24 protein-coding genes are annotated in these 24,506 nt (G+C 70.5%); 9 read left to right on the top strand and 15 right to left on the bottom strand.

Annotated elements, in window-relative coordinates:
* Positions 1–11: 11 nt before the first annotated feature.
* Both AB0P41_RS07945 and AB0P41_RS07940 read right to left on the bottom strand, forming a co-directional pair.
* The gene (locus tag AB0P41_RS07945) at positions 12–704 is read right to left on the bottom strand and encodes a class E sortase (protein WP_365930824.1); all 693 of its coding nucleotides are present in this window, start codon (positions 702–704) and stop codon (positions 12–14) included.
* 79 nt (positions 705–783) lie between these two features.
* Positions 784–2,448 (bottom strand): ABC-F family ATP-binding cassette domain-containing protein, encoded by a 1,665-nt coding sequence (locus AB0P41_RS07940; protein WP_365930822.1) that lies wholly within the window; start codon positions 2,446–2,448, stop codon positions 784–786.
* Between the two features lie 382 nt (positions 2,449–2,830).
* On the opposite strand from AB0P41_RS07940, the gene AB0P41_RS07935 reads away from it, so the two are divergent.
* Complete coding sequence (locus AB0P41_RS07935; RefSeq protein WP_356709360.1) at positions 2,831–4,174, top strand: SGNH/GDSL hydrolase family protein; 1,344 nt, start codon at positions 2,831–2,833, stop codon at positions 4,172–4,174.
* 19 nt (positions 4,175–4,193) lie between these two features.
* Here AB0P41_RS07935 and AB0P41_RS07930 read toward each other — a convergent pair whose 3' ends face one another.
* Positions 4,194–5,312, bottom strand: coding sequence for an NADH:flavin oxidoreductase (locus AB0P41_RS07930; RefSeq protein ID WP_356709362.1), 1,119 nt, complete (start codon positions 5,310–5,312; stop codon positions 4,194–4,196).
* A 175-nt stretch (positions 5,313–5,487) separates the two neighbouring features.
* On the opposite strand from AB0P41_RS07930, the gene AB0P41_RS07925 reads away from it, so the two are divergent.
* Positions 5,488–6,441 (top strand): SMP-30/gluconolactonase/LRE family protein, encoded by a 954-nt coding sequence (locus tag AB0P41_RS07925; RefSeq protein WP_356709364.1) that lies wholly within the window; start codon positions 5,488–5,490, stop codon positions 6,439–6,441.
* A 34-nt stretch (positions 6,442–6,475) separates the two neighbouring features.
* Here the strand turns inward: AB0P41_RS07925 and AB0P41_RS07920 are convergent, their stop codons facing one another.
* Positions 6,476–7,567, bottom strand: coding sequence for a winged helix DNA-binding domain-containing protein (locus AB0P41_RS07920; protein ID WP_365930819.1), 1,092 nt, complete (start codon positions 7,565–7,567; stop codon positions 6,476–6,478).
* A gap of 9 nt (positions 7,568–7,576) precedes the next feature.
* Positions 7,577–7,999 carry a VOC family protein gene (locus AB0P41_RS07915; RefSeq protein WP_356709368.1) on the bottom strand — a complete coding sequence of 141 codons (423 nt, stop codon included), beginning with the start codon at positions 7,997–7,999 and terminating at the stop codon, positions 7,577–7,579.
* Positions 8,000–8,092: 93 nt separating this feature from the next.
* On the opposite strand from AB0P41_RS07915, the gene AB0P41_RS07910 reads away from it, so the two are divergent.
* Positions 8,093–9,091 (top strand): WYL domain-containing protein, encoded by a 999-nt coding sequence (locus AB0P41_RS07910; RefSeq protein ID WP_365930817.1) that lies wholly within the window; start codon positions 8,093–8,095, stop codon positions 9,089–9,091.
* A 55-nt stretch (positions 9,092–9,146) separates the two neighbouring features.
* On the opposite strand, the gene AB0P41_RS07905 is transcribed toward AB0P41_RS07910, so the two are convergent.
* The 4 genes from AB0P41_RS07905 to AB0P41_RS07890 form a co-directional block, all read right to left on the bottom strand.
* Positions 9,147–9,893, bottom strand: a complete 747-nt coding sequence (locus AB0P41_RS07905) for a DUF1838 family protein (protein ID WP_365930815.1) — start codon at positions 9,891–9,893, stop codon at positions 9,147–9,149.
* Positions 9,832–10,089, bottom strand: a complete 258-nt coding sequence (locus tag AB0P41_RS07900; RefSeq protein ID WP_365930813.1) for a hypothetical protein — start codon at positions 10,087–10,089, stop codon at positions 9,832–9,834. The genes AB0P41_RS07905 and AB0P41_RS07900 overlap by 62 nt, the downstream gene beginning before the upstream one ends.
* 285 nt (positions 10,090–10,374) lie before the next feature.
* Positions 10,375–11,034, bottom strand: coding sequence for an SRPBCC family protein (locus AB0P41_RS07895; protein WP_365930811.1), 660 nt, complete (start codon positions 11,032–11,034; stop codon positions 10,375–10,377).
* Positions 11,035–11,148: 114 nt separating this feature from the next.
* The gene (locus tag AB0P41_RS07890) at positions 11,149–11,496 is read right to left on the bottom strand and encodes a hypothetical protein (protein WP_365930809.1); all 348 of its coding nucleotides are present in this window, start codon (positions 11,494–11,496) and stop codon (positions 11,149–11,151) included.
* Between the two features lie 502 nt (positions 11,497–11,998).
* Here AB0P41_RS07890 and AB0P41_RS07885 point away from each other — a divergent pair.
* From AB0P41_RS07885 to AB0P41_RS07875, 3 genes are all read left to right on the top strand, one after another.
* Complete coding sequence (locus tag AB0P41_RS07885; protein WP_365930807.1) at positions 11,999–12,598, top strand: hypothetical protein; 600 nt, start codon at positions 11,999–12,001, stop codon at positions 12,596–12,598.
* A gap of 202 nt (positions 12,599–12,800) precedes the next feature.
* Positions 12,801–13,559 (top strand): polysaccharide deacetylase family protein, encoded by a 759-nt coding sequence (locus AB0P41_RS07880; protein WP_356709382.1) that lies wholly within the window; start codon positions 12,801–12,803, stop codon positions 13,557–13,559.
* Positions 13,560–13,572: 13 nt separating this feature from the next.
* The gene (locus AB0P41_RS07875) at positions 13,573–14,193 is read left to right on the top strand and encodes a hypothetical protein (RefSeq protein ID WP_356709384.1); all 621 of its coding nucleotides are present in this window, start codon (positions 13,573–13,575) and stop codon (positions 14,191–14,193) included.
* A gap of 48 nt (positions 14,194–14,241) precedes the next feature.
* Here the strand turns inward: AB0P41_RS07875 and AB0P41_RS07870 are convergent, their stop codons facing one another.
* On the bottom strand, positions 14,242–14,889 hold the full coding sequence (locus AB0P41_RS07870) for a GNAT family N-acetyltransferase (protein ID WP_365930806.1): 648 nt from the start codon (positions 14,887–14,889) through the stop codon (positions 14,242–14,244).
* Positions 14,890–15,092: 203 nt separating this feature from the next.
* Between AB0P41_RS07870 and AB0P41_RS07865 the strand changes: the two genes are divergently transcribed.
* Complete coding sequence (locus AB0P41_RS07865; protein WP_365930805.1) at positions 15,093–15,602, top strand: GNAT family N-acetyltransferase; 510 nt, start codon at positions 15,093–15,095, stop codon at positions 15,600–15,602.
* A 246-nt stretch (positions 15,603–15,848) separates the two neighbouring features.
* Here AB0P41_RS07865 and AB0P41_RS07860 read toward each other — a convergent pair whose 3' ends face one another.
* Positions 15,849–16,682: a PIG-L family deacetylase gene (locus AB0P41_RS07860; protein WP_365930803.1), complete on the bottom strand. Its 834-nt coding sequence runs from the start codon at positions 16,680–16,682 to the stop codon at positions 15,849–15,851.
* 290 nt (positions 16,683–16,972) lie between these two features.
* Entirely contained in the window at positions 16,973–17,554 is a 582-nt protein-coding gene (locus tag AB0P41_RS07855) for a helix-turn-helix domain-containing protein (protein WP_356709392.1), read from the bottom strand.
* A 141-nt stretch (positions 17,555–17,695) separates the two neighbouring features.
* Here AB0P41_RS07855 and AB0P41_RS07850 point away from each other — a divergent pair, with 141 nt between their 5' ends.
* Positions 17,696–18,514 (top strand): SDR family oxidoreductase, encoded by an 819-nt coding sequence (locus AB0P41_RS07850; protein ID WP_365930801.1) that lies wholly within the window; start codon positions 17,696–17,698, stop codon positions 18,512–18,514.
* 245 nt (positions 18,515–18,759) lie between these two features.
* Here the strand turns inward: AB0P41_RS07850 and AB0P41_RS07845 are convergent, their stop codons facing one another.
* Positions 18,760–19,419 (bottom strand): DUF4232 domain-containing protein, encoded by a 660-nt coding sequence (locus AB0P41_RS07845; RefSeq protein WP_365930799.1) that lies wholly within the window; start codon positions 19,417–19,419, stop codon positions 18,760–18,762.
* Positions 19,420–19,831: 412 nt separating this feature from the next.
* On the opposite strand from AB0P41_RS07845, the gene AB0P41_RS07840 reads away from it, so the two are divergent.
* Positions 19,832–22,114, top strand: a complete 2,283-nt coding sequence (locus tag AB0P41_RS07840; RefSeq protein WP_365930798.1) for an ATP-binding protein — start codon at positions 19,832–19,834, stop codon at positions 22,112–22,114.
* Here the strand turns inward: AB0P41_RS07840 and AB0P41_RS07835 are convergent.
* A complete protein-coding gene (locus AB0P41_RS07835; protein ID WP_365930797.1) occupies positions 22,099–22,563 on the bottom strand; it encodes a response regulator in 465 nt (154 codons plus the stop codon). The genes AB0P41_RS07840 and AB0P41_RS07835 overlap by 16 nt on opposite strands.
* Entirely contained in the window at positions 22,560–24,332 is a 1,773-nt protein-coding gene (locus tag AB0P41_RS07830) for a GAF domain-containing SpoIIE family protein phosphatase (RefSeq protein WP_365930796.1), read from the bottom strand. The genes AB0P41_RS07835 and AB0P41_RS07830 overlap by 4 nt, the downstream gene beginning before the upstream one ends.
* Between the last annotated feature and the right edge of the window lie 174 nt (positions 24,333–24,506).

Below are 24,506 nucleotides of genomic sequence, written 5' to 3'. Positions count from 1 at the left end.
GCTCAACCCGCTCACGCGGGCCGGGAGGAGACCAGTACGCCGATCTTGTCGATGCGGTGCTCCGGATTGTGGTGCGCGTCGCGCCAGAAGTTCCCGGCCGCGTCGTCCTCCGGGGTCGCGCAGGTGGACAGGGTGATCATCGCGCGGGTCGGCTTCCCGCCCGGTTCGCCCGGTACCTCGGCCCGCTGTTCGGCCAGCGAGCGCTCGGACCTGAAGGACGTCTCCCTGGTCTCCGTGATCCGGTACTCGTACACCGTGGAACCCTCCCTGACCAGGACCTTGTCGCCCTTCTCCAGCGACGGCAGCTCGCGGAACGGGCCCCCCGCGGAGAGCCGGTGGGCCGTCACGAGGTAGTTACCGGTCTCGCCGGGCCCGACGCCGCCCTCCTCGCCGTACGGGCTGGCGGCCACACCGCGGTCCTGGACACGCGTCCCGGGCCCGTCGTCCGTCGTGCCCTCGTACGGGACCACGCGCAGCTCCGTCAGCCCGATCGCCGGGACGGTGAGCTCGGCGGTCGCCGTACGCGGGTCGGTCCGGTCGGCCGGGGCATCGGCCGACGGGCCCGCGGCGGCCGGTGCCACCGCGACGGCCGGGGGAGGGCCGGTGGCGGCCACTGCCGGCCCTCCGGCCGCCGCCAGGGCGACGGCCGCGCCCGCGAGGGCCCGGGAAACACTGCGGAAGCGCAATCCTCGAGGACGGTGCATGACGGGATCCGGATCGGTAGCCGGTGCTGCCTGGGGCGGGCCCGGGAGCGCGACCCGCACCCTTCCAGTACACCACCGGTCACCCGGTCGCGTCGGGCGTGCCGAGCAGCTCGCGCACCTCCTCGGCGCTCAGCTCGGTGAGCTCCTCGCCCACGAGCAGCCAGCGGGTGATTCCGACCGAAGCCAGGAAGGCCAGATCGTGGCCCGCGATGATCAGCGCGCCCTCGTAGGACTCCAGGGCACTCGTCAGCTGCCGCACGCTCGCCAGGTCCAGGTTGTTGGTCGGCTCGTCCAGCATCAGCAGCTGCGGGGCGGGTGTGGCGAGCATCGTCGCCGCGAGGGCCGCGCGGAAACGCTCGCCGCCGGAGAGGGTGCCCGCCGGCTGCGCGGCGCGTGCTCCCTTGAACAGGAAGCGGGCGAGCTGGGAGCGGATCTCGTTGTCGGTGGTTCCGGGCGCCGCGCGGGCCACGTTCGCGGCGACGCTCAGCCCGTCGTCCAGCACGTCGAGCCGCTGCGGGAGGAAACGCAGCGGCACATGCGCCCTGGCCTCGCCGGCCTCCGGCGTCAGCTCCCCGGTGAGGGTGCGCAGCAGCGTCGTCTTGCCCGCCCCGTTCCGCCCGATGAGCGCGATACGTTCCGGCCCCCGGACATGGAGATCACCGTCGCGCAGGGTGCCGAAACGGGGACGCAGGCCCTGCGCGGTCAGGACCGTACGGCCCGTGGGTACGGCGGTGTGCGGGAGCCGCACCCGGATCTCGGCGTCCTCCCGGATCGCCTCCGAAGCCGTGTCGAGCCGCTCCCGCGCCTCCTGGAGCCGGTCCTCGTGCAGACCGTTGAGCTTGCCCGCCGCCTCCTGGGACGACCTCTTGTGCGCACCCGCGACGATCCGGGGAGCGCGCCGCTGGGCGTCCATCTTCTTGTTGTGCCGCTGGCGGCGGGCGACCTTGGTCCGTGCCTCCTCCAGCTCGCGCTTCTGACGGCGTACGTCGGACTCGGCGGCCCGCACCATGCGCCCGGCCGCCTCCTGCTGGGTGGCCAGTGCCTCCTCGTAGGCGGACCAGCCGCCGCCGTACCAGCTCACCGCACCGGCCCGCAGATCCGCGATGCGGTCCACGCGTTCCAGCAGGTCACGGTCGTGGCTGACCACGAGGAGCACTCCGGAGCGCCAGGACTCGACGGCGTCGTACAGCCGGCGCCGCGCGAACACGTCGAGGTTGTTGGTCGGCTCGTCGAGCAGCAGGACGTCGGGACGTTCCAGCAGGAGCGCGGCCAGCCGGAGCAGCACGGTCTCGCCGCCGGACAGCTGTCCCACGGTGCGGTCGAGTCCGATGTCGCCGAGGCCGAGGGACCCCAGGGTCGCCAGGGCCCGCTCCTCGACGTCCCAGTCGTCGCCGACGGTCTCGAAGTGTTTCTCGGCGACGTCACCGGCCTCGATCGCGCGCAGCGCCGTACGCCGCTCGGTGATGCCCAGCGCGTCCTCGACGCGGACGCCCGTGTCGAGGGTGAGGTTCTGCGGCAGGTAGGCGAGCCGTCCGCCGACGGTCACCGAGCCGGCGGAGGGCTTCAGCCGGCCCGCCAGCAGCCGTAGCAGGGTGGACTTCCCGGAGCCGTTGGTCCCGACGAGCCCGGTGCGGCCCCGGGGGACGCCGAGGGACAGCTCGTCGAAGACCTCCGTGCCGTCCGGCCACCGGAAGGACAGGGCGGAGCAGCTGAGGGAGACGGCGGGTGGGGTGGGGTGACTCATGTGGTCCTCGCAGTCGCAAGCGTGTGAACAGGGGCTTCGTGTGCGAGCACCACGCGGCGACCGGCCGGGAGAGGAAGGGGTGCGGTCCTCCGGGCATACGGGGGACGGATCCTGCACCGAGGTCGCATCCACGCGGTTGGTCACGGGGCGGCAGAAAGCCGGCAAGGCGTGACGGGCTACGGCAGGGGCCGTACCGCGCGATGATCGCGGACCTCAGATGCGCAACGTCCACCTCTATCGGAGACGACAGGACTCAAAAACTGTACATCGTGCACGGGCCGGGTGGGCAGGAATTCCCGGCCCGGCCCGGCGAGCCCGGGCCGGACGGCGCCCGCCCTCCGGGCCGGCGCCCCGTACCCGCAGACGCAGGAGGCACACCCCGATGAGACCGAGACGGCACTCCGCAGCATCCCCGGCCGCCCGCTCCCGCGCACGACGCACCGTCCGCCGCCTCGTGGCCGTGGCCACCGGAGGCCTGCTCCTGGCGACGGCGGTCGCCCCGGCCGTCTCCGCGGAGCCCGCGTCACGACACGCCGAACCGCGTGCCTGGACCGGGACATGGGCCACCGGGGCCACGGCGGCCCCGGCCTCGGACACCACCGAGTTCGAGAACGAGACGATCCGCCAGACCGTCCACACCAGCATCGGCGGCGACCAGGTCCGCGTGCGGCTGTCGAACGAGTTCGGCAGCGGGCCCCTGGTGATCGGCGAGGCCCGTGTCGCCCGTGCGGCCGCCGGCGGGCCCTCCTCCCGGATCGACCCGCGCACCGACCGGCCGCTCACCTTCGGCGGGCGCACCTCGGTGACCGTACCGGCGGGCGCCCCGCTCCTCAGCGACCCGGTCTCCCTGCGGGTGCCCGCGGGGACCGACCTCGTGGTGAGCATCCATCTGCCCGAGCCCACCCCCGGCTCGACGCTCCACGCCTCCGCGCTGCAGCACAACCACGTGGCCGCCGGGAACGTCACCGGCAGCACCGACATCGAGCCGACCGCGACCATCGACCGCTGGTACTTCCTGACCGGTGTGAGCGTGAGCACGGCCCGGCCCTCGTCGGCCGTCGTCGCCCTCGGCGACTCCATCACCGACGGCTCCGTCACCGAGGTCGGCGCCAACCACCGATGGCCCGACTTCCTCGCCGGGCGGCTGCGCGCCTCCGCCGGACCGGACGCCGTGGGCGTACTCAACAAGGGCATCGGCGGCAACCGCCTCCTGCACGACCCCAACCCGCCCGCCGGGTCCGACGCCGAGGACTTCGCGGCGTACTTCGGACAGAGCGCCCTGCGCCGCTTCGACCGCGACGTCGCCTCCCAGCCGGGCGCCGAGCACCTGATCGTGCTCCTGGGGGTGAACGACCTCGGCCACCCCGGCACCGTCGCCCCCGAGTCGGAGCGGGTCACGGCGGCGGAGCTCATCGAGGCCCACCGCCAGATCATCGACCGCGCCCACGACCGTGGCCTGAAGGCCTACGGCGGCACGGTCCTGCCCTTCAAGGGCGACACCCTGGGCTTCTACAGCCCGGAGAACGAGGCCGCCCGCCAGACCCTCAACCACTGGATCCGCACCGGCGGCGCGTACGACGGAGTGATCGACTTCGACAAGGCACTCCGCGACCCCTCCGACCCGCAGCGCCTCCTCACCCGCTACGACAGCGGCGACGGCCTCCACCCCAACGACGCCGGGGCCGAGGCGATGGCGGGGGCCGTGCCGCTGCGCCTCCTGCGCTGACGGCCCGGCCCCGCCCCGATCAGCGCAGGGTCTTCAGCATCTCCGCCCCGAACGGCGTGATGTCCTCGGTACGCCCGCGCAGGGTCTTGGCGGCCCACTCGGGGTCGGCGATCAGCGCACGTCCGACGGCCACCATGTCGAACTCGTCACGCTCCAGCCGGTCGAGGAGCTGGTCGATGCCGGTGACCGAGGAGCTGTTGCCCTGGAAGGCGCTGAAGAAGTCGCCGTCCAGGCCGACCGAACCGACGGTGAGCGTCGGCTTCCCGCTGATCTTCTTCACCCATCCGGCGAGGTTCAGGTCGGAGTCCTCGAACTCGGGCAGCCAGTAGCGGCGGGTGGACGCGTGGAAGACGTCGACCCCGGCCTCGGCCAGCGGTGTCACGAGGGCGTCCAGCTCCTCGGGCGTCCGGGCGAGCTTCGCCTCGTACGAGGCCATCTTCCACTGGGACATGCGGAAGAAGAGGGGGAAGGAGTCGGACACGGCGGCGCGGCACGCGGCCACGATCTCCGCCGCGAACCGGGTGCGCGCGACGAGGTCGCCGCCGTACGCGTCGGTGCGGCGGTTGCTGCCCTCCCAGAGGAACTGGTCGATCAGGTAGCCGTGCGCCCCGTGCAGTTCGGCACCGTCGAAGCCGAGTCGCTCCGCGGCCGCGGCCGCGTCGGCGAACGCCGCGATGACGTCGTCGAGGTCCTTCTGCGTCATGGCGCGGCCCTTGGGCTCACCCGCGAGGGAGACGCCCGACGGGCCGACCGGCTCCGCCTCCGCCACCGGCGGTGCGCCCTCCTCGCGCGTGACACCCACGTGCCACAGCTGCGGGATGATCGCGCCGCCCTCGCGGTGCACGGCGTCCACGACACCCGACCAGCCCGCGAACGCGTCCTCGCCGTGGAACCGGGGAACCCGGCCGCTGGTGCCGGCGGAGGCGTGGTCGACATAGGTGCCCTCGGTGATGATCAGACCCACCCCGCCGGCGGCCCGACGGGCGTAGTAGTCCGCCACGTCCTGGCCGGGTACGCCGTTCGGGGAGAATTCGCGTGTCATGGGCGCCATGGCGATGCGGTTGCGCGCGGTCAGTCCGCGGACCGCGAACGGGCGGGAGAGGGCGGCTGCTGCACGGCGGGCGTTCTCGTCTGTCACTGCGTGTCCTGTTCAGGGTGGGGGCAGGTCCGTCCGTGGCCAACAGGTGACCGCCGTCCTCGCATCCCCGAACCGGACCAGGTGTGGCCAAGGTCTCCCCTTGATCTTCCCCCGGGCATCCAGCAATCTTCGGCAGAGCCGAAGCGTTCGGCCCCTGCCGAAGGAATGGATGTCCATGACCAGCGAGCACCCCGGCCTGTACGAGAGCTTCGACGACCGGTTCCGCGCGGGGCGGTGCATGAACGGCGACGACGGTCTCGAGGTCCTGTACACCGGCTGCCGCTGGGCCGAAGGCCCGGTGTACGTGCCCGCCTGGCGCCACGTGGTCTGGAGCGACATCCCCAACGACCGGCTGCTGCGCTGGGAGGAGGAGACGGGCGCCGTGAGCGTCTTCCGCCGTACGGCGGGGCACACCAACGGCAACACCCTCGACCGCGAGGGACGGCTCGTCACCTGCGAGCAGGGCAACCGGCGGGTGACGCGGACCGAGCACGACGGCACGGTGACCGTGCTCGCGGACCGCTGGCAGGGCAGGCGGCTGAACAGCCCCAACGACGCCACCGTGAAGTCCGACGGCTCGATCTGGTTCTCCGACCCGGACTTCGGCATCACCAGCGACTACGAGGGCTATCGCGCGGAGAGCGAGATCGGCGCCAACAACGTCTACCGCGTCGATCCGTCCACCGGTGAGGTGCGCCTGGTCGCCGACTGCTTCGGAGCGCCGAACGGGCTCGTCTTCTCGGCGGACGAGCGGCAACTGTTCGTCTCCGACACCCGCGCGGGCTTCGTCCGGGTCTTCGACGTACGGGACGACGGCACGCTGTCGGACGGGGAGATCTTCGCCGAGGCCGCCGCGCGGGAGGCCGCCCGCTTCGACAACCTCCGCTTCGACGACGGCGGCCGTCTCTGGGTGGCCGCCATGGACGACGGGGTGCACTGCTACGACCCGGACGGCACGCTGATCGGCCGGCTCGTCGTCCCGGAGGCGGTGGCCAACATCGCCTGGGGCGGCGCCAAGCGCAACCGCCTCTTCATCACCGCGGAGACCAGCCTCTACTCGGTCGTCATGGGAGTCACGGGCACCCACCCGACGGGCCCCGGCCGCAGGCCCTGGCTGGACGCGGGGTGAGGCCGGCCTGACCGTCCCTCCCGCGGACGACGGATCAGGGGGGTGTGACCGCGACGCGGTCGATGCCCTGGTCCAGGAAACCGGCCAGCCCATGGCCCTCCACCTCGACGGCTTCCCGCTCCCGGGGAGAGAGGGGCCGCAGGGGCGTGACGCGCAGCTGCCGGTCCCGCGTGGTCCAGGTCGCGGCGACACGGCCGTCGACCAGCACCGCGCGTTCGCCCGCGACGGAGATCCCGAGGTAGGCGTCGTCGATGATCCGGCTGCGGTCGCTGTATCCGAGAATCGCGTTGTCGAAGGCCGGGAGGAACCGGACAGGGGCGGGGGTGTCCGGCGGCGGCCGCGGCGCGTCGGGCAGGTCGAGAAGCAGCCGGCCGCGTTCGTCCCGGAAGGTGACCAGCTCGTCCCGGAGGGCTCCGACCGCCGCGGGGAGACCGGCCAGACCGCTCCAGGAACGGATGTCCGCCGTCGTGGCTGGTCCGTAGGCGGCGAGGTAGCGGCACACCAGCCGCTGTCCGACCGGATCGTCGGCATCGTCGGGCAGCGGGGCGGGAACACGTCCGAGCCACGCTGCCAGCGGCAGGTTCCGCACGCCGGCCGTCGTCTTCCACAGACCGCGCGGGGGCAGCTGCGCCATCGGGACGAGAGCGGCCACGAGGAGCTCGCCCAGGGCGCGGCGCGGCGGGCCGGGCCAGCGGTCCTGGAGCGCCTGGACGAGTTCGGCCATGGTGCGGGGCCGGCCGTCGGCCATGACCGCCCGGCCGGCCGCGGCGACTTCACCGGGGTCGATGCCGGCGAGTTCACGCCGGTAGGTGCCCATCACCCGCTGGAGCAGCATGGCGTCGTGGCGGGACCGCCAGGCGAGAGCGTCGTCGCCGGTGACCAGGTGGACGGTGCGGCGCATCAGGTGGGTACGTACGACGTGCCGATCCGTCAGCGCCTGGTCGAGCCGGCCGGGTGTGAAGGCGCGCAGCCTCGTCCACAGGCCGGTGAAGGGCTCCTGCGGCTCCTGGGCCTGGAGACCCGCCAGGTGCGCCACCGCCTCCGGGACCGTTGCGGTGGCGCGTTCGAGCAGGTACTGGCGGGCGAGGGTGGCGCGGTTGAGAGCGCGGGCGCCGAGGACGGTCATGGGCGTGGATCAGCCGTTGTACGGGGCGGCGACGTCCAGGACCCAGGTCACACCGAAGCGGTCGGTGAGCATCCCGTACAGCGGTGCCCACTGCGAGGGTTCCAGGGGCTGCACCACCGTCGAGCCCTCGGCCAGCTTCTGCCAGAGGGCGCTGATCTCGTCCGTGTCGTCACCGCGGACGGAGACGAAGAAGGGGTTGCTGCCCTGGTCCCAGGGCAGGTGGGAGGGTACGTCGTAGGCCATGACATGGAAGCCGTTGTCGCCCGTCACCTCGCCCCAGACGACCTGGTCCGCCTCGTCCTCGTGGCGCACGTCGCCCATGTCCTTGTACGTGACGGCGGTGACGCGCCCGCCGAAGACGGACCGGTAGTGGTCCAGCGCCGCCTTCGCGTCGCCCCGGAAGTTGAGATGAGTGGTGGTCGTGACGGACATGGCCTTCTCCTTGCCGTTGCGGCTGATCTTGTCACCGACCATTCCACGGGTAGCGGACAGGTTGGGTCCTGTACTCGAGGGAGGATGGGGACCATGCAGAAGACGTCCTCCCGGCTGCTCGCACTGCTCTCGCTGCTCCAGACGCACCGGGACTGGTCCGGTGACGATCTCGCCGGCCGGCTCGGCATCACCCCGCGCACGGTGCGCCGCGACATCGACCGCCTGCGGGAACTGGGCTACCCGGTCCGCGCCTTCAAGGGACCCACCGGCGGCTACCGCCTGGACGCCGGCTCGCAGCTGCCCCCACTGCTGTTCGACGACGACCAGGCCGTCGCCCTGGCCCTCGCCCTGCAGTCCGCGGCCACCGACGGCACGATCGGCGAGGACGCCGCACGTGCCCTGGCCACGATCCGCCAGGTCATGCCGGCCCGCCTGCGCCGGCGCATCGACATGCTGCGGGTCACCGCGGTCCAGCCGCCGGACGCCGAGGAGCCCTCCCCGGCCGGCCCGGAGCTCCTCGTGGAGCTGGGACGCGCCATCCACGCCCGCGAGGAGCTGCGCTTCGACTACGGGAACGACGCCCCCGGCCGGGCCCGCCGGACCCAGCCCCACCACCTCGTCACCTGGCGCGGCCACTGGTATCTGGTCGCGTGGGATCTCGGCCGTGACGACTGGCGCACCTTCCGCGTCGACCGCGTCCGCCCCCGCACCCCCACCGGCCCGCGCTTCACCCCGCGCGACCTCCCCGGGCGCGACGTAGCCGCGTTCGTCACCGGCAGGTTCCGGGGGACCGACGGCTCCACCACCGACTGGCCCTGCCGCGGGGAAGTCGTTCTGGGCCTCCCCGCGCAGGCCGTGGCGCCCTTCGCGAGGGACGGGATCGTGGAGGAACTCGGCCCCGACCGCTGCCGCCTCACCCTCGGCTCCTGGTCGTGGACCGGCCTCGCCACCACCATCGGCCACTTCGGGACCGGCATCCAGGTCATCGGCCCCCCGCAGCTCACCCGCGCGTTCGCCGAACTCGCCGCGCTCTACGCCGAGGCCGCGGAGGGCGGTTCCGAAAGGGAACCTCCTCGGGGGCTGCCGTCGTAACCCCCGGCGGGCGCACGACGACGGCTACGGCGTCTCGCCGCGTTCACCATGCCGGCTACGCCGGGGGGTTGAGCTTGCGGAAGTACGTCCAGCTGGTCTCGTTCGGCTCGCTCCACCCCTCCGGGGCGTGGGCGAACTCCGGGTGATGGCCGGCGACGTAGGCGCGGGTCCGCTCGGGAACCTCGGCGTACGAGCCGAGCTTGCGGCCCCGGCAGTGGAAGGTGAGGCCGCCGGGCCGCTGTCCACGGGCCATCCACGGCAGCCACGGGGACATCCGGCTCCACGACATGGTGGCCGGGACACTCGGCCCCGGGCCGGCCAGGTCGGCGCGGTCGGCGAAGAACTGGAAGAGCTCCAGGGCCTTGTACGTGTCGCCCGCCGAGTGGACGGGATACTGGGCGACCGGCAGCGGGGAGGGGTAGGCGAGCGGGATCTCGAGGCTGAAGCAGACCTGTCCGCCGAGTTCGGTCGTCGGGACCGGGAAGGGGCGCCACTTCTGGTTCGCGGGATCGTTCCAGACGTGCACCACCGGCAGGTCCTGCCAGGTCTCCAGGATCTCGCGAGTGGCGGGATCCAGGTAGAAGGCGGCCTCACGCGTGAGCAGACGGTAAGCGTCCGGGCCGCCCTCGGCGTCGTCGACCAGGCGGGAGACATTGAGACCTTCGAAGCCGAAGACGCGCTGGTAGGGCTCGTCAGGAGCCCAGGAGTACACGTCCCCGGACCACCAGTACGTGACCTCCTCACCGTCGAGCGAGGCGCGGGTCCGGGCGAAGGAGCGGAGCAGCTCCGCGGGAGTCGTCATACAGACCACTCTGCGCGACCACCCCCCGGTCCGGGTGGCGAACACCCGGACCGGGGACGGCGGCCACAGCGGCCGACGCGGCGATGACACCCGTGCCGGCTCCGCCTTCCAGCACACCGTCCAGCTTCAGCGAGGCGTACGACAGGCTGGTTCTGCCCATGTTCTCCACCTTCACATTGACGAAGTAGGGCGTCATTCCCTTCACCCTCTCGTCGAAGGCCGACATGTCTGCCCTCGGTGTGCCCCTTCTTCTCACTTGAGTACTCGAACGGCAGGACACCCGGTCGCCGACCTTGAACTCCTTGCCCGGGGCGGCGACGTCACCCTCGGCCGGAGCGGCGGCGTCGCCGCCCTCCGGCGACGCTCTCTCGCCTCTCGGCTCGGACGTGGTCGGAGGAGGTCGCGGACCTGGACATAGGCCAAGCAGCGCCTCCGTCCGCCGACCACAGCGGTACGGCGCGAGCATGAGTTGAGCCCACGGTCAGCAGTCGGCTCGGGCTTCGGCGGCGGCCTTGAGGTCCTTCAGCCAGATTTCGAGGCCCGCGCCGAGTGCCTCGGTCGAGGTGGGAACGTCGGCCTCGGCCTGTTCACCGGTCCAGGTCTCCTCCGTACGGACGAGGACGCCGCCCCTGACCTCGGTGAAGGTGCACACGTGGGTTACCTCGTCGATGTGTATGCCTTCGCCGTCCGCGGGCCCGGTCCAGCGGATGCAGTGGTTGCGCTGGAGCTGCTGGACGTTGGAAGTGATCTCCAGTGTGGTGGCCGGTGTTGAGGGGGTGGCGGGCACCGGCGTGGCCCACCTGAAGGAGGAACCCGGTCGCAGGGGGCCGGAGTCGAGCCGCTCGTTGGCGAGGACGGCATCCTGCCAGGACGGCCACCGCCCCACGTCGGTCTGTGTCCTGAAGACGGTGCTCAGCGGTGCGTCGATCTTGATCTCGGACCGGTAGCGGACGCGGGCGTCAGGATCGACCCCCTGCCCGCGGCATTCGAGTGCGGGAGCGTCATGGGCGGTGTGCGCGGGCCCCGAAGCGGCCTGGGCGGACGAGGCGGTGGCCACGAGGAGGCCCGTGACCCCGGCGAGTGAGAGTACGAGTCCTGCGAGGGGCGTGGCGAGGTTGGGCCTGGACCGGGCGGCGGGCACGGGACGGGTTCCTTCCGTCAGGAGCTCATGAGCTCCGGAGTTGTGGCCGTGTGGTGTGCGGGAGTTCGGAGGTGACGTACGAGACAGGAACGGGGCGTACGAGTCAGGGGCTTCTCAGCGCCGGTGGACTCCGTGGATGGTGAGGAGCAGTGCGGCGGACGCGGCGACGATCAGCCCGATGAAGCCGGGATGTATGTCCTTCGACAGGCTCGGTGCGCCGTCGGGCCGCGTCTGCCAGATGACGAACGGGACCGCGTAGGTGACGGCGAGGGCTGTGGCTGCCGCCTTGACCACCCCGCCACGGGCCCGGGCGAGGGCGCCGATCAGCGCGATCAGGACCGGGACGAGTGCGACGAACGCGAAGCCGGTGAGCACCAACAGGGGTGCGGCCCACGCGGAGACGGCCACCGCCAGAGGGCTGTGCCGCCCCTCACGGGCGATGGAGCCGGATGAGCGTGCCATGACGTACTCCTTCTGCCTCTCGGTCTCTTGCTCTCGGCCGTTCGGACACTTCGCCGGCGGGAACGCCGCGTGCGCCGAAGCCCGCCACCTCGTGAGCTAACGAACGTAAGGCTACGGTCGTGAGTCGGATACGGCAAGGGGCTACGGGCGTAAACTTCGGGCCGTAAGTTGACCGGCTGCCCCGGGGGTGCAGGGGGAGGTTCTGGCCGAGGGTGGTTCCCTGGTCGTCGTGGCGCCAAGGTCCGCGCGCCGCCTGCTGCAGGAATATTCGCCGTGCCCGCTCGAATTCACTCGGCAGCTGAGCCAATTCCACGAAACCTCTGGTGGGCTTCGAATCGTCATCGCGTCACATTTATCTCAAGTGGCTGCGTTTTGCCTGCGATGCGAGAATATTTCTCCGCTGCACTCCCGTGCCTGTCGGGTCGATCGGAGGAAATTGCCCGCCGATTTCATGGTATAGTTTTGATGAATTTACAGGACGCCGCGAAAAAAGGGGAATGGCGTGAACACCGAGAAGGTCACGGCTCGACGTCTTACGGCCGCAGAGGTTTCCGAACTGGGCCTCCAGGACGGCATCTTCGTCTCGGCGGGGACGGACGGCCTTCCTCTCGACTGCTACGCACCGGCTTTCCTCACGGAGCCGGGAAAGAATTTTGAAGGAGGGTCCTTCGTGGTGAGGACCGTCTTCGGCGAGGAGGCTCATGTTCTCCCGGACAATGCCGAGGAGAGCGGTATCTGGGTTGCCGACAAGGCGGGGGAGGAGATCGAGGTTCTCCAGAGCGCCGGCGTGCTCCTGAATCTCGCCCTTTTCGTACCTGCCGGGAACAAGGATTCCCTGGAAGCGCTCTACTCCGCCGCGCGGGACGCTTTCGGCGCGGGCATCGTGCAGCGCTGGAGCGAGGAAACCGTCGCGGTGCCGGACGTCAAGGTCGACCTGTACGAGGAGCCGGCCCGGGGGCGGAAGAGCGCGAACACCCAGAACCGCGACCGCCGCGCCCTGGACATCTACCCGACCCGGGTGAGGTTCCTGGAGCCCAGCGACGGCTGGAGGTTCATCGTCGAACCGCACAAGGAGATCGTCGACGAGACGCCGACGATCTGACCTGACGGCAGGTCGGACTCCGGCCTCTCGTGGGAGCCCGTCAGCTCGCTGACGGGCTCTTCGTCTGTCGCGGGACCCCCGCGTTTGTCGCCGGCCCCCTGCGGGTTCGTCAGCGATCGGTAACAGGGGTGTCTGAGCAGGGCGTTCGTGTGACTTGATGGGGGCACGGCATCGGGCGGAAGCAGCAAAGGGGCGGGCGGACATGGCAAGGCACAAGGGAAAGGGATGGCACAGCAGGCTCCTCGCCGCAGGACTCGGGGTGACGGTGGTGGCAGCCGCCGCCTCGGTGTGGACCGCGCAGGCCGACCCTGCCGGAGCGCGGAAGCCGCAGGCCCATGCCCCGGCGCCGGTCACCAAGGTGGCGGCCGACATCGCGCACGCCTCCGACCGCGGGGCCCGCGGCGTCAACATCACCATCGACGACGGACCGGACCCGGTCTGGACGCCGCAGGTGCTGCAACTGCTGGAGGACAACGGTGTGAAGGCCACCTTCTGCATGGTGGGCACGCAGGCCAAGGCGTACCCGGACCTGGTCAAGAAGGTCGTGGCGGCCGGGCACCGGCTGTGCGACCACACGGTCGCGCACGACACCACCATGGACACACAGTCCGAGGCGTTCCAATCGCAGCAGATCCTCGATGCCGAACGCATGATCACCGAGGCCTCCGGTGGCGTACGACCGCAGTACTACCGGGCTCCGGGCGGCGCTTTCACCCCGTACAGCCGGCAGCTCGCCGCGTCCCGGGGCATGCGGCCGTTGGGCTGGAACGTCGATTCCAAGGACTTCGAGCTTCCCGGCGCGGAGACGATGGTCGCCACCGTGAAGAGGGAGATCTCCAACGGCCCGACCGTCCTCTTCCACGACGCGGGAGGGGACCGTTCCCAGACCGTGGCGGCTCTGCGCGAGGTGCTGCCCTGGCTGAAGCAGCAGGGATATTCCTTCGGTTTCCCCGTGCGGTGAGTGAGGGGGAGACATGGGGCTGACCTACGCTTACGACATCTACCTGCGTCCCCGGAACGTCGCCAGTGCGTTGACCCATCTGGCCGGGCTGGCGCCACCGGCCTCCCGTGTGCCGCCGCTCGACCTCACCCTGCCCGGCGGTGACCGGCTCGCCCTCCCGTTCACGTCCCACTTCGAGAGCGAGCCGGTCGACTGCTCCGGTGGCGGCACGTTCGAGCTCGACACCTCCCTCATGTTCGACGTCGACGACGCACTGCGCGAGTACGCGGAGACGGGCGGCCCCGAACCCGAGGCGGACGGGCGTCTCCAGGTCGGATACGTCTATGCGACGGTCCGGTTCGAGTCCTGGCTGCACCCTGGTTACGCGTCGGTGGAGTTCTGGGCGGCGACATCGGGAATGAGCCGCTTGTTCGCACGGTCGGCCAACGTCAGGAGTGCGTTCACCGGCCTCACGGCCGCCAGCGGCGGAGTCTGCTGTCTGTTCGACACCGGCGACGGCGGCCCCGAGCAAGTGTGCTGGCTCAACGGTGAGACGACCCAGGAGATGGTCCCCGGCCCCCGCTTCCCGGACAGGCGTGCCCTCGTGGCGACGTGGCCCGCCCCCGGTGACAGCGAGACCGCTCAAGTGCCGTGAACAGTCGGTCAGGAGCTCGATCGGGGCAGCCCCGGGTGTAGGGAGAAGTCAGTCACACAGGCGCATTCCCAGCATGAGCGAGCCTGGCTCCTCGGCGAGTTGCTCGAAGCCCAGGTGGCGGTAGAACCCGATCGCGCGGGTATTCGCCTTCCCCACTCCCAGGTGGACGCCGCGGACGCCTTGCGCGCGCAACGTAGCGAGCAGGGTCCGGATCAGACGGGATCCGTTGCCGCCGCCCTGGGCCTCGGGCAGAAGATCGATGTGCAGGTGGGCCGGGTAGGCGGAGGCCAGTTCGGCAGGGGCGGTCCGGGGATGGGTGATCCATTCCCAGGACCGGGCATCCGCCGTACCCTGACGGATCGTTTCGCCGTCGTACCGGTCCCGGAGGGCGGGCCACCACTCCCGGTCCAGGGTCCGCTCGAACGAGACGGTGTCGGCGACGCCGAGGACGTACCCGGAGGCAGGCCGGCCCGGGCGTGCGAGGACCCACGCGAGATCGGGTGCGTACCGCAGGTAGGGGCCGACGAAGATCTCCCCCGGCAGACGGGGGTCATCGAACATCTCCGTGGCGTCATCACCTCCGGCCGCCGTGCGTACGCAGATGTCGTAGAGCCGGTCGACCTCAGCGCTGTCATCCGTGGCCGCGGGCCGGATCTGGAACTCTGCGGCCGGTTGCTGACGGTCGATCACAGGCACCTCGCAAGGGGAATGGGCTGACCGCCCATGGGTGGCCGGGCCAGGCGGGCCCTTGACCAGAACTATGACGTAAGGCCGACCCGCTCCTCCGGCCGGTACGCAGCGGCACGTGCAGCCGCGTACCGCGGCACATGCCGCTCGGAGCGCGTGCCCGGCGCCGAAATCCACTGGGCGAAACGGCGTCGTACTGCTGGGATGGTCGCATGAGTCCCTTGCCGACAGGTGCGGCCCAGGTGGTCGTCCCGGTCCTCGTCCGTGATCTGGCGCCCGCCGACCTGCCTGCCTGTGCCTGGTCCGGGTCGCCCACTCATCTGGCGCACGTGGCGCAGGAGTTGGAGCGCGCGGCGGCCGGGGAGGTGGACTACCTCGCGGTCTGCACCCCGGCCGGTCTTCCGGTGGCGATCGGCGGCGTCGACTACCAGGCCAAGGCCGGCGCCGGCACACTGTGGCAACTCGGGGTGCTCCCGGCCCTCCAGTCGTGCGGCCTGGGTACCTTGCTCATCCATGCCGCTGAGGACCGCATCAGGTCACGCGGCCTGCGGCGTGCGGAGCTGGCAGTGGAGGAGAACAACCCGCGCGCCCGGACGCTGTACGAGCGTCTGGGTTACGTGGCCTACGGCAGCCGGCCGGACGCCTGGGACGTGGAGACGCCGGACGGATCTACGCGCCGGTACGAGACCATGTGCACGCTGATGCGCAAGGACCTCCCGTAGGGGCGACTCCTCTTGGCCGACCTTGTCCTGGCCTGCGCGGAGACGGAGTTGCAGGCCCGCCGGGCGGCCGATCCGCGGGGGCGGGCCCCAGCCGGTTGCACACGCCAGCAGGCGCCCGCAGGGCCGTAACGGTCCGCCGGGACGTCCGGCGGACCGCTACGAAAGCTCGCCCGGGGGCCGCTCGCTCCCCGCAGCGGGACGGGCGCCCGACGAGGCCGATGAGCTGGTCAGCAACGGGCGGGCGGCTCAGCGCAGTCCGGCGAAGAGATCGTTCTCGGGTACGGCCGCCACGGTGGTGTCCTTGACGCGCACGAAGGTCTCCATGCCCATCAGCTCGCCGAACCTCTCCTTGCCCATCTTGAGGAAGAAGATGTTCTCGCCCTGACTGGCGTGCGCGGCCAGCGCATCGAACTTCTGACCGCTGAACGCGGTGGTGTCCACCCAGGTGGTGACCTCGTCGTCGGGAAGACCGATCTCCGCCATCGCGGCGGCCTCGGCCGGATCCGGCTCCGGTGCGTCCTCCTGGAACTCGCGCATGGTCTCCCCGAACCGCTGCATCGTCGAGCGGGGCATCGTGGTCCAGTACACCTTCGGTGTCAGCGCGGTCATCTCCAGCGCAGCCATCGTGATGCGGTGGGCCTGGATGTGGTCCGGGTGGCCGTAGAAGCCGTTCTCGTCGTAGGTGACGACCACATCGGGTCGGTAGTGCCGCATGAGTTCCGCAAGCCGGGCGGCGCCCTCCGCCACGGGGGTCTGCCAGAAGGATCCCGGGGCTTCGTTGCTGGGCCAGCCCACCATCCCCGAGTCGGCGTAGTCCAGCATCTCCAAGTCGCTGATCTTCAGCACCTCACAGCTCGCCTCGAGTTCTTTCCTGCGCATCGAGGCGACGGCAGCCGGATCGTGCCCGGGGTCGCCTGGCTTGGAGCCTCCCGGCCCGTCACCGCAGCCGCCGTCGGTACAGGTCACGAGAACCGTGCGGATGCCCTCCGCCGCGTACCGTGCGAGGACCCCTCCTGTTCCGGTCGCCTCGTCGTCGGGGTGGGCGTGTACCGCCATGAGCGTCAAGGGCCGGTCAGTCATGAGAAACAGTCCTCCTGCAGAACTACGTCTTGGTCCGGGCGCGCGACGGGCGTACCGCAACCCCGGGGCCGTGCCCTGGTGGGCCCGACGGCCTGGTGGTCCCGGCCTCCCCCGCCCGTGCGGTGCCGGTTCCCCCGGTTGCAACCGTGCCGCCCGTGCCGGCTGTTCCCGGCGCGGCCGATCAGCTTTCACGAGCCGGCCGCGCGACCTGCACGGGTGCCTGGTGGTGAGGTTCTTCTCCCCGCCCGCCGCTGCCCCCGGGCGGTAGTCGCCCGGGGGCAGCGCCGAGCTCAGTGGCGGGGGCCCGCGCCGTGCAGGAGGGTGTCGACGATGCGGGCGGCGAGGGTGTCGGTGTCGATGCCGGTATCGTCCGGGCTTCCGCGCAGGGACTCCCCGAGGAGCGCGTAGTAGACCCGCCGCAGCCAGAGGAGATCGGCTGCCTCGTCGATGAGCTTTTCCGCCCGGGCCCGTTCCAGCACGGTGATGCAACGTCGGCCGATGTCCTCGTGGAGGGCGGCCGCTTCGCTGCCGGGATCGGCCGGCAGTTCCAGGGCGAAGGCCCAGGCGCCCTTCACCTCGAGCACATTGGCCGTGATCCGGTGCAGCGCCACCAGGGGAGGGGCGGTGTCCGGCCTGCCGTCCTCCACGGCCTGGACGAGCTGCCGGGCGGCTGACGCAGCCAGGGCGTCGATCAATGCCTGCCGATGGGCGAACCGCCGGTGGATCGTCGTCCTGGCCACCCCCGCGGCCGTCGCGATCTGCTCCATCGACGCGCCGGGATCCACGGAGAGAACGCGTTCGGCTGCCTCCAGGATGGCGCGCACACTCCGCGCCGCGTCCGCTCGCAACGGCCGTGCCGCTGTCTCACTCATGGCGCCTCCCACTCCTGCGCTTGAGCTTCGAAACGATACACCGCCGGGCCGTACAGAATGTAACTGCATCACTCCTGTTGCAGTTGTATGGAAAATAGGTACTCTCTGGTCTTAGCTTCTGGTCGAACGAAGGAGAACCCCGTGCACAGTGCAGCGCTCATCACCGGTGCCTCATCCGGACTCGGGGCGGAGTTCGCAGCACAGCTCGCCGCCCGCGGACACGATCTGATCCTGGTGGCGCGTTCCGAAAGCAGGCTCACCGCCCTCGCCGAGCGCCTTGCCGCGGAACACGGCATCCGCGCCCACGTCCTGGTGCAGGACCTCGCCGAGCCCGAAGCGGCCCAGCAGATCGCCGGCCGTCTCGCCGCCCGCGGCCTGAGCGTCGACCTGCTGGTCAACAACGCCGGATTCGGCACGTGCGGTCGCTTCGAGGACATCGCCGCTGACCGCGACCACGACCAGTTGATGGTCAACGTCGTCGCGCTCGTCGGCCTCACCCACGCACTGCTCCCCGGCATGCTGGAGCGCGGCACGGGCGCAGTCGTGAACGTCGCGTCCACCGCGGGCTTCCAGCCCTCCCCGTACTTCGCCGTCTACAGCGCGGCCAAGGGCTTCGTGCTGAACTTCGGCCTCGCCCTGCGCCAGGAGTACCGGGGGCGCGGCATTCGCGTACTCACTCTGTGCCCCGGCCCCGTCGACACCCCCTTCTTCGAGGCCATCGGCACCCGCAAGGCGGCCGTCAACGGCTCGATGACCACGCCGGAGCCGGTGGTACGGGCCGCTCTGCGCGCCCTCGACCGCGACCGCGGCTACGTCACCCCGGGACTCGGCAACGCCCTGGCCGCACACCTGCTGCCCCGCCGTCCGCGCACCCTGGTCGCCGCCGTCGCCGAGCGTGTCACCCGCAAGGTTCTCAGCCACGCGGGCACCGCCGCACAGCCGAAGGAGTACGCGGCATGAGTGCGCACTGGTCGCCACAGTCGCACTCGGGCTCGGCGATGCGGGACCCGCGTATGTCGCCGGCGCACTGCTCGTCGCCACAGGTGTACTGACCGGTCTGCGGCAGCACGCACCGACGGGCCCCCGCGGCCCCGTCGTCGGAGCGCGGTGAACGGGCCCATAGCGGCTCGCTGCCGGCTTCACACCAGGTGAGGGGTCGCAGAGAGCTGGGTATACCCCCCACGGTCCGGCCCGGTTGTGTTCGGTCAGACGATGACGGGGACGGCCTCGGAGCGGTCGGTGGCCCAGTTGGTGACGATGGGCTTGTCGACGGTGGCGGTGTCGGGAAGCTTGAGTTCGGCGGGGTCGGGGTCGTCGTTGGTGACGGCGATGATGACGTTCTCGAACTCCACCCCGCCCTCACTGTTCGTGGTCTTCGGGCTGATACCCGTGTACGCGACGGCGGAGCCGCTGAGCTTGATGGGGTCCTCACCGCCCTGTCCGACAGGGGAGGCGACGCCCTCGGTGCCGGAGCCGAAGGACACGCTGGGGGTGTTGGTGTCCAGGTAGCAGGTGATACCCGACTTGGCCTTCGCCGTGACCAGGTAGTAGCCGCCGGCCTGGGTCTCCGAGGTGACCGTGAAGTCCAGGTCGTTGGTGCCGCAGGACTGTCCGACGCCGCTCTTGCTCCCGTCGGCGGTCTCGGCCGCCTTGGTGGTGGAGTCGCTGGAGGAGTCGCTGGAACCGCTGGACCCGGAGCCGCTGGTGGAGGGGCTGCTGCTCCCGGCGCTGCCGGCGGAAGCCGAGGCGCTGCTGGTGTCCTCGGCGTCACCGCTGCTGCAGGCGGTGGAGGTGGCGGCGATGGCCGTCACGGCTGCGAGGGCGAGGACGAGACGGGTGGACCGGGCGGTGAGGCGCGAACGCATCGTGATCTCCAGCGGCTTCGGTTGCGGTGCTTCCTGCTTGCACCGATGACACTAGGGCCGAGTCGATCCTGAAATGATCTTTTGCGTGTCCGGGTTCTGTCTCAGCGACATCGGTTCCATGAGACGGCGGGGGCACCCCCCACTCCACCGTGACAGACCTGCGCACGTCAGGGTCTGACCGCAATCAGCTCTGTAACGCATCGGTGCACGGTCGGCCGCCGGTCGTTCAGCGGACAGCTGCCCACGCACGCGAAGCAGAAAGCACGGCCACGCACGCGCCCCTGGAAGCTGCTGGGCGTGAGTCGTGACACGCGTCTGCGACAGCCCCACCGTCGCGGGGCGGCGTGCAAGGATCGCGGCGAGCCGGACGTCCGGCCTGACCGGATCGAGAACTCGGTGCATGGGAGAAGAGATGTCCCTACCGGAACCGGAGCGGGAGGCCGAAGCCGCGGCGGCCATCGGCTTCGACCTCAGCGAATGCGTCCGGGAGCCCATCCACCGGCTGGGCATGATCCAGTCCCACGGCACCCTGCTCGCGGTGGAGGCCGATACCGGCACCGTGGACACCGCGGCACTGAACACGCGTAGCCTGCTGGGGATTGCTGCCGAGGAGCTGGTCGGTGGGCCCATCACGCGAGTGCTGTCCCCCGAGCACTGGGCCGAGGCGCTCGAGGTCGGCGCACAGCACGATGCGGCAAGCCTGGTCCTCCCTGTCTCCGTCGATGTGGCGGGCGCCCCCCGGATGCTCGACGTGACAGCACACCGGCAGGGGTCCCTGGTGGTTCTCGAGTGTGAGTCGCGCGCCGTCGCGGCGCCGCACTTCGCGCACTTCTACCAGGGGGTCCGGCGAGCTCTGACGCGTCTGCGGTCCTCGACGACGGCAGCCGAGTGCTGCCAGGCGGCCGCCCAGGAGATTCGGGCGCTGACCGGCTTCGACAGGGTGGTCGCCTACCGCTTCGACGGAGAGAACGGGCCGGGAGAGGTGGTGGCGGAGGACATCACCGAGGGCCGCGAGCCCTGGCTGGGACTCTGGTTCCCCGCCAGCGACATCCCGCCCCAGGCGAGGCGGCTCTACCGCGACAACTGGATCCGGGCGATCGCCGACGTGGACGACATCAGTGTGGGCCTGCACCCGCCGCTCCGGGACGATTCGGGCCTGCCGCTGGATCTGTCGAACTCCGTGCTGCGCACGGTGTCCGGCTTCCACCTGGAGTATTTGCGGAACATCGGTGTGAAGTCGTCGATGTCGGTGAGCGTTCTCCGGGAAGGCGAACTCTGGGGGCTGATCGCCTGCCATGGCTACACCGCTGTCACCGTCCCCCCTGAGCTGCGGGCGGCGTGTGAGTTCTTCGGCGTGGCCTTCTCCCTCCAACTCGCGGTCATCGAGGAACGGGAGCAGGCCGAGGCGCTCACCGCGTCCCGCGAGCGCCTTGACCGGATCATCTCCCGGGTCACGTCGGACTTGGAGGACTCGCTCCTGGCAGGTGACGACGCCCTCGGAGACCTGCTGGACGCCGATGGCGCGGTGCTCTGCCGCGGCGGCCGCAGCACCATCGGCGGAATGAGCGTTCCCCCCGCTCTGCTGGAGGCCCTCCAGGCACGCGCGGCAGGGCCTCCACCCGGCACGGTCTGGAGTACGGACCGCCTCTCGGAGGAGCCGGACTGTCCCGACGAAGTGATGGAAAACGGTCCGGCAGGGGTCCTGATGGTGACGCTGAGCCGCTCGGGTGACTACCTCGCCTGGTTCCGCAAGGCCCGTCCGGCCGCCCGCCAATGGGCCACCGACCCCTCCATGCCCGTCCGGGTCGGACCGCGAGGCGAACGGCTCACCCCTCGCGGCTCAGGCGCCGTGTTCCGCGCGGTGGTGCACGGACAGTGCCTGCCCTGGACGCCGACCGACCGCGCCACCGCGCAGGAGCTCTGGCGCACGCTGACAGGACTCGTACTCCGGCACGAGGCGGAACTCGCAGCGTTGAACGAACAGCTGCGCATCACCAACTCCGACCTGGACTCATTCGCCCACGTGGCAGCTCACGACCTCAAGGAGCCGCTGCGAGGCATCTCCAACGCCGCGACCTTCGTCATCGAGGACGCCGCAGCGGAGCTCGACGCGACCACCGTCCGCCGGATGCACAACATGCAGCGGCTGGCCGGCCGTATGGACGACCTGCTCGACTCGCTGCTTCACTTCGCCCGGCTGGGAAGAGGCGGGCTGCACCGCACCCGTGTCCCCCTGGACCGGGTACTGGATTCCGCACTCGACGTGGCCGGTGAACGCCTGGCCGAGGCCCACGTGCGGGTCATCAGACATGACCTGCCCGTGGTGTACGCCGACGAGAACCGGCTCTACGAAGTGCTGGTCAACCTTCTGGTGAATGCGGCCAAGTACGCCGCTGACCAGGACGACCGTACGGTCGAAGTCCTCGTCGACAGGCTCCGCCCACCGGCAGGCGGACCTCCACAGCAGACCGTCGTGGTCCGGGACAACGGCATCGGCATCCCGCCCGACCAGCAGCACGAAGTCTTCGAGCTGTTCCGCAGACTGCACGGGCAGGGCGAGCGTGGGGGCGGCACCGGTGTGGGACTCGCGATCGTCAAGCGGATCGTCGAGCGCCACGGCGGCGAGCTGTGGCTCGACAGCGAACGAGGCCGGGGGACCACTTTCTTCTTCACTTTGGGTCAGGAAGGAGGCTGATCGGCGGGGTCCTCCTCCCCGTCCCTCGCCTTTCTCTGCCAGTAGTCGACAGCCCTCTTCAGTACCGCGCTGAAGAGTTCGAAGTTGACCGGCTTGTAGATGTAACTGTCGGCGCCTGCCGCATAGGTCGTGTCCACCTCGTCCGGTCCGGTGGACGAGGTGAAGGCGACTACGGCCACGCCGTCGAGTTCGGGCCGGGAGCGGATCGACCGCAGCACCTCGGTTCCACTGGGACCAGGCAATTTCAGGTCCAGAAGAACGAGCCCCGGCCGTCGGGCGGCCCCCAGCAACCGCTCGACGAATCCTGTCCCCCGGTCGGTGAATTCCAGTGCCAGACCCGGATGGGTGCGACCGAGCGCCCGTGCGATGGCCTCGGCGTCCTCCGCCGAATCCTCGATCACCCAGACGAGGTCGTGGTCGATCCTCTGCTTCCCGGCAGCCCCGCTCATCCGACGCACTCCGCCCGTGCGACCAGTACGGCGACGTCATCGGCCCCGGTCGCCCGAAAATCCACAACAGCCTTCGCCAGCCGCTCGGCGAACCCCTGGGCATCGCCGGCGCCTTTCTGTGCCACCGCGTCCTGGAGACGTGCTTCGAAGAACTCCCCGTCTGCCGCTCTCGCCTCGGTCACTCCGTCGGTGAACATCACCAGCGCGTCCCCCGGCGTCAGGTGCACCGATCCGGATCCGTACTCGATGTCCTCCAGTACACCCAGCAGATCCCCGTGGGCCGGCAGTTCTTCCACCGTGCCTTCCTCACGCCGCACGAGAGGGGCCGGATGCCCGGCACTCCAATAGCGCACACCGAACCCCTCCCCGTCGGTCACCAGCACCGCTACGAGCGCCGTCACGAAGCGTGACGTGCTCTCCCTGACAAGGGCCTGATTCAGCCGTCCCAGCGCGTGCTCGGGCGGGCTGCCGTCCTCGAGAAGGGTGCGCAGGGTATGGCGGGCCAGCCCCGTGAGTGCCGCTGCCTCCGCCCCGCGACCGCAGACGTCACCGATGAGGAGGGTCACACCACCCTGCGTCCCCGGGACGGCGTCGTAGAAGTCACCGCCCACATCGAGCGAGACGTCACCCACTTCGTACGCAGAACTCAGCGTGAGGCCCGGAATCCGCGGGAGCTCCCTGGGGAGCAGATGCCGCTGGAGGGAGACCACGTGGCGGCGCCGCTGTTCGTAAAGGGTGCTGCTGTCGATGGCCAACGCGGCCCGGTCGGCCAGACCCGCGAGGAACCGCGAGGCCCCCTCGGCGACGACCACCCGGTGGTAGAGGAAGGTCAGGGTGCCCAGGGCCCGGCCCCGGGCCTTCAGCGGGTTCACACTGATCGCGCGCACGGCACGGCCCGCCCCGGACGAGGCGGGCCCGAAGGGCCCCCCTTCCAGCCCCTCACCCTTCAGTGCCACAGCCTGCCCGCTGTCGAGTACCCGCTGCAGCACATCCGTCAGCCAGGCGTCCTGGGCCGCAACCTCGCCCAGCCACTGCTGCTCACCGGCGTCCATGTGCGCGAAGGACACGGGTGTCAGTCCGTCGGGAAGACGCAGATGCAGGACACACCCCTCGGCGATGGCAGGAACGGCCGTACGAGCCACCCGCCGCACGGTGCTCTCCACGTCGAGGCTCGAATCCATCTGCAACGAAGCCTCCGCCAGGAAGGCGTCACTCACCTGACGCACCTCGTCGTCGCGCCGGGCCATGATGCGCCTGTCCGAGACCATGGCGACCTCAGCCACCTGTTTCAACCGGGTCCGCAGCGTCACATCGACTGTGTCCCTGTCCGCGGTGCCGACCATGAACGACGCCCAGTCGCCCTGCCCCAGCGGCACGGCACACTCACACACGCTCCGTGCTCCGGCTGCCGTCAGCATCTGGACATGCGGCATGGCGCCGTCGAGCCCCGACACATCGTGAACCGTGACAGTCGGATCACCGTCCGGAGCCCCGGCAGCGCCGGATTCACCGTAATGTTGTTCGATTTCTATTAGCGTTGGCATCGGTTCCGCCAAGGTGGCACCGCGTAGGTAGTGCAGCAGCCCGCCGCTCCAGCGGGTACCCACGACGGCCAGAACACCGGGCATACGGAGCAGCATGTCGTAGAGGGAATCGGCCAGCCCTGTCACGTCCTGCGCCGTTTCGGCGACACGCCAGAGCTCATGCAGCCGGCCGGACCACCATCCGTCATCCGCCTGACGGGAAGCTCTGCCCTTGTGCTGCTCCACCGCTGATCCGCCGTCCCGTATCACCACTGTCGGCCCCGGCCCGTCACGGGAAACGCTATGCCACCCCGGGACTGGGCGCCTCCGGTGTGGGCCCGGTGGCGCTGCCCGTCTACGTGATCAGCCTTCCGGCAGAATCGCGCGTGTACGACCACGTCAGGCCATGAGCGGTTCCGT

Origin of the sequence: Streptomyces sp. NPDC079167, assembly GCF_040686735.1 — a bacterium.
In the GTDB taxonomy this organism is placed as follows: domain Bacteria; phylum Actinomycetota; class Actinomycetes; order Streptomycetales; family Streptomycetaceae; genus Streptomyces.
Note: the sequence above shows the minus strand (reverse complement) of the source record. Positions and strands in the feature narration are given on the sequence as shown.

Bases quoted from the DNA above. Each gene is read 5' to 3' on its own strand.
- AB0P41_RS07945 (WP_365930824.1), bottom strand. From the start codon at position 704: ATGCACCGTCCTCGAGGATTGCGCTTCCGCAGTGTTTCCCGGGCCCTC.
- AB0P41_RS07940 (WP_365930822.1), bottom strand. From the start codon at position 2,448: ATGAGTCACCCCACCCCACCCGCCGTCTCCCTCAGCTGCTCCGCCCTG.
- AB0P41_RS07935 (WP_356709360.1), top strand. From the start codon at position 2,831: ATGAGACCGAGACGGCACTCCGCAGCATCCCCGGCCGCCCGCTCCCGC.
- AB0P41_RS07925 (WP_356709364.1), top strand. From the start codon at position 5,488: ATGACCAGCGAGCACCCCGGCCTGTACGAGAGCTTCGACGACCGGTTC.
- AB0P41_RS07920 (WP_365930819.1), bottom strand. From the start codon at position 7,567: ATGACCGTCCTCGGCGCCCGCGCTCTCAACCGCGCCACCCTCGCCCGC.
- AB0P41_RS07915 (WP_356709368.1), bottom strand. From the start codon at position 7,999: ATGTCCGTCACGACCACCACTCATCTCAACTTCCGGGGCGACGCGAAG.
- AB0P41_RS07910 (WP_365930817.1), top strand. From the start codon at position 8,093: ATGCAGAAGACGTCCTCCCGGCTGCTCGCACTGCTCTCGCTGCTCCAG.
- AB0P41_RS07905 (WP_365930815.1), bottom strand. From the start codon at position 9,893: ATGACGACTCCCGCGGAGCTGCTCCGCTCCTTCGCCCGGACCCGCGCC.
- AB0P41_RS07900 (WP_365930813.1), bottom strand. From the start codon at position 10,089: ATGACGCCCTACTTCGTCAATGTGAAGGTGGAGAACATGGGCAGAACC.
- AB0P41_RS07890 (WP_365930809.1), bottom strand. From the start codon at position 11,496: ATGGCACGCTCATCCGGCTCCATCGCCCGTGAGGGGCGGCACAGCCCT.
- AB0P41_RS07880 (WP_356709382.1), top strand. From the start codon at position 12,801: ATGGCAAGGCACAAGGGAAAGGGATGGCACAGCAGGCTCCTCGCCGCA.
- AB0P41_RS07875 (WP_356709384.1), top strand. From the start codon at position 13,573: ATGGGGCTGACCTACGCTTACGACATCTACCTGCGTCCCCGGAACGTC.
- AB0P41_RS07865 (WP_365930805.1), top strand. From the start codon at position 15,093: ATGAGTCCCTTGCCGACAGGTGCGGCCCAGGTGGTCGTCCCGGTCCTC.
- AB0P41_RS07860 (WP_365930803.1), bottom strand. From the start codon at position 16,682: ATGACTGACCGGCCCTTGACGCTCATGGCGGTACACGCCCACCCCGAC.
- AB0P41_RS07855 (WP_356709392.1), bottom strand. From the start codon at position 17,554: ATGAGTGAGACAGCGGCACGGCCGTTGCGAGCGGACGCGGCGCGGAGT.
- AB0P41_RS07845 (WP_365930799.1), bottom strand. From the start codon at position 19,419: ATGCGTTCGCGCCTCACCGCCCGGTCCACCCGTCTCGTCCTCGCCCTC.
- AB0P41_RS07840 (WP_365930798.1), top strand. From the start codon at position 19,832: ATGTCCCTACCGGAACCGGAGCGGGAGGCCGAAGCCGCGGCGGCCATC.
- AB0P41_RS07835 (WP_365930797.1), bottom strand. From the start codon at position 22,563: ATGAGCGGGGCTGCCGGGAAGCAGAGGATCGACCACGACCTCGTCTGG.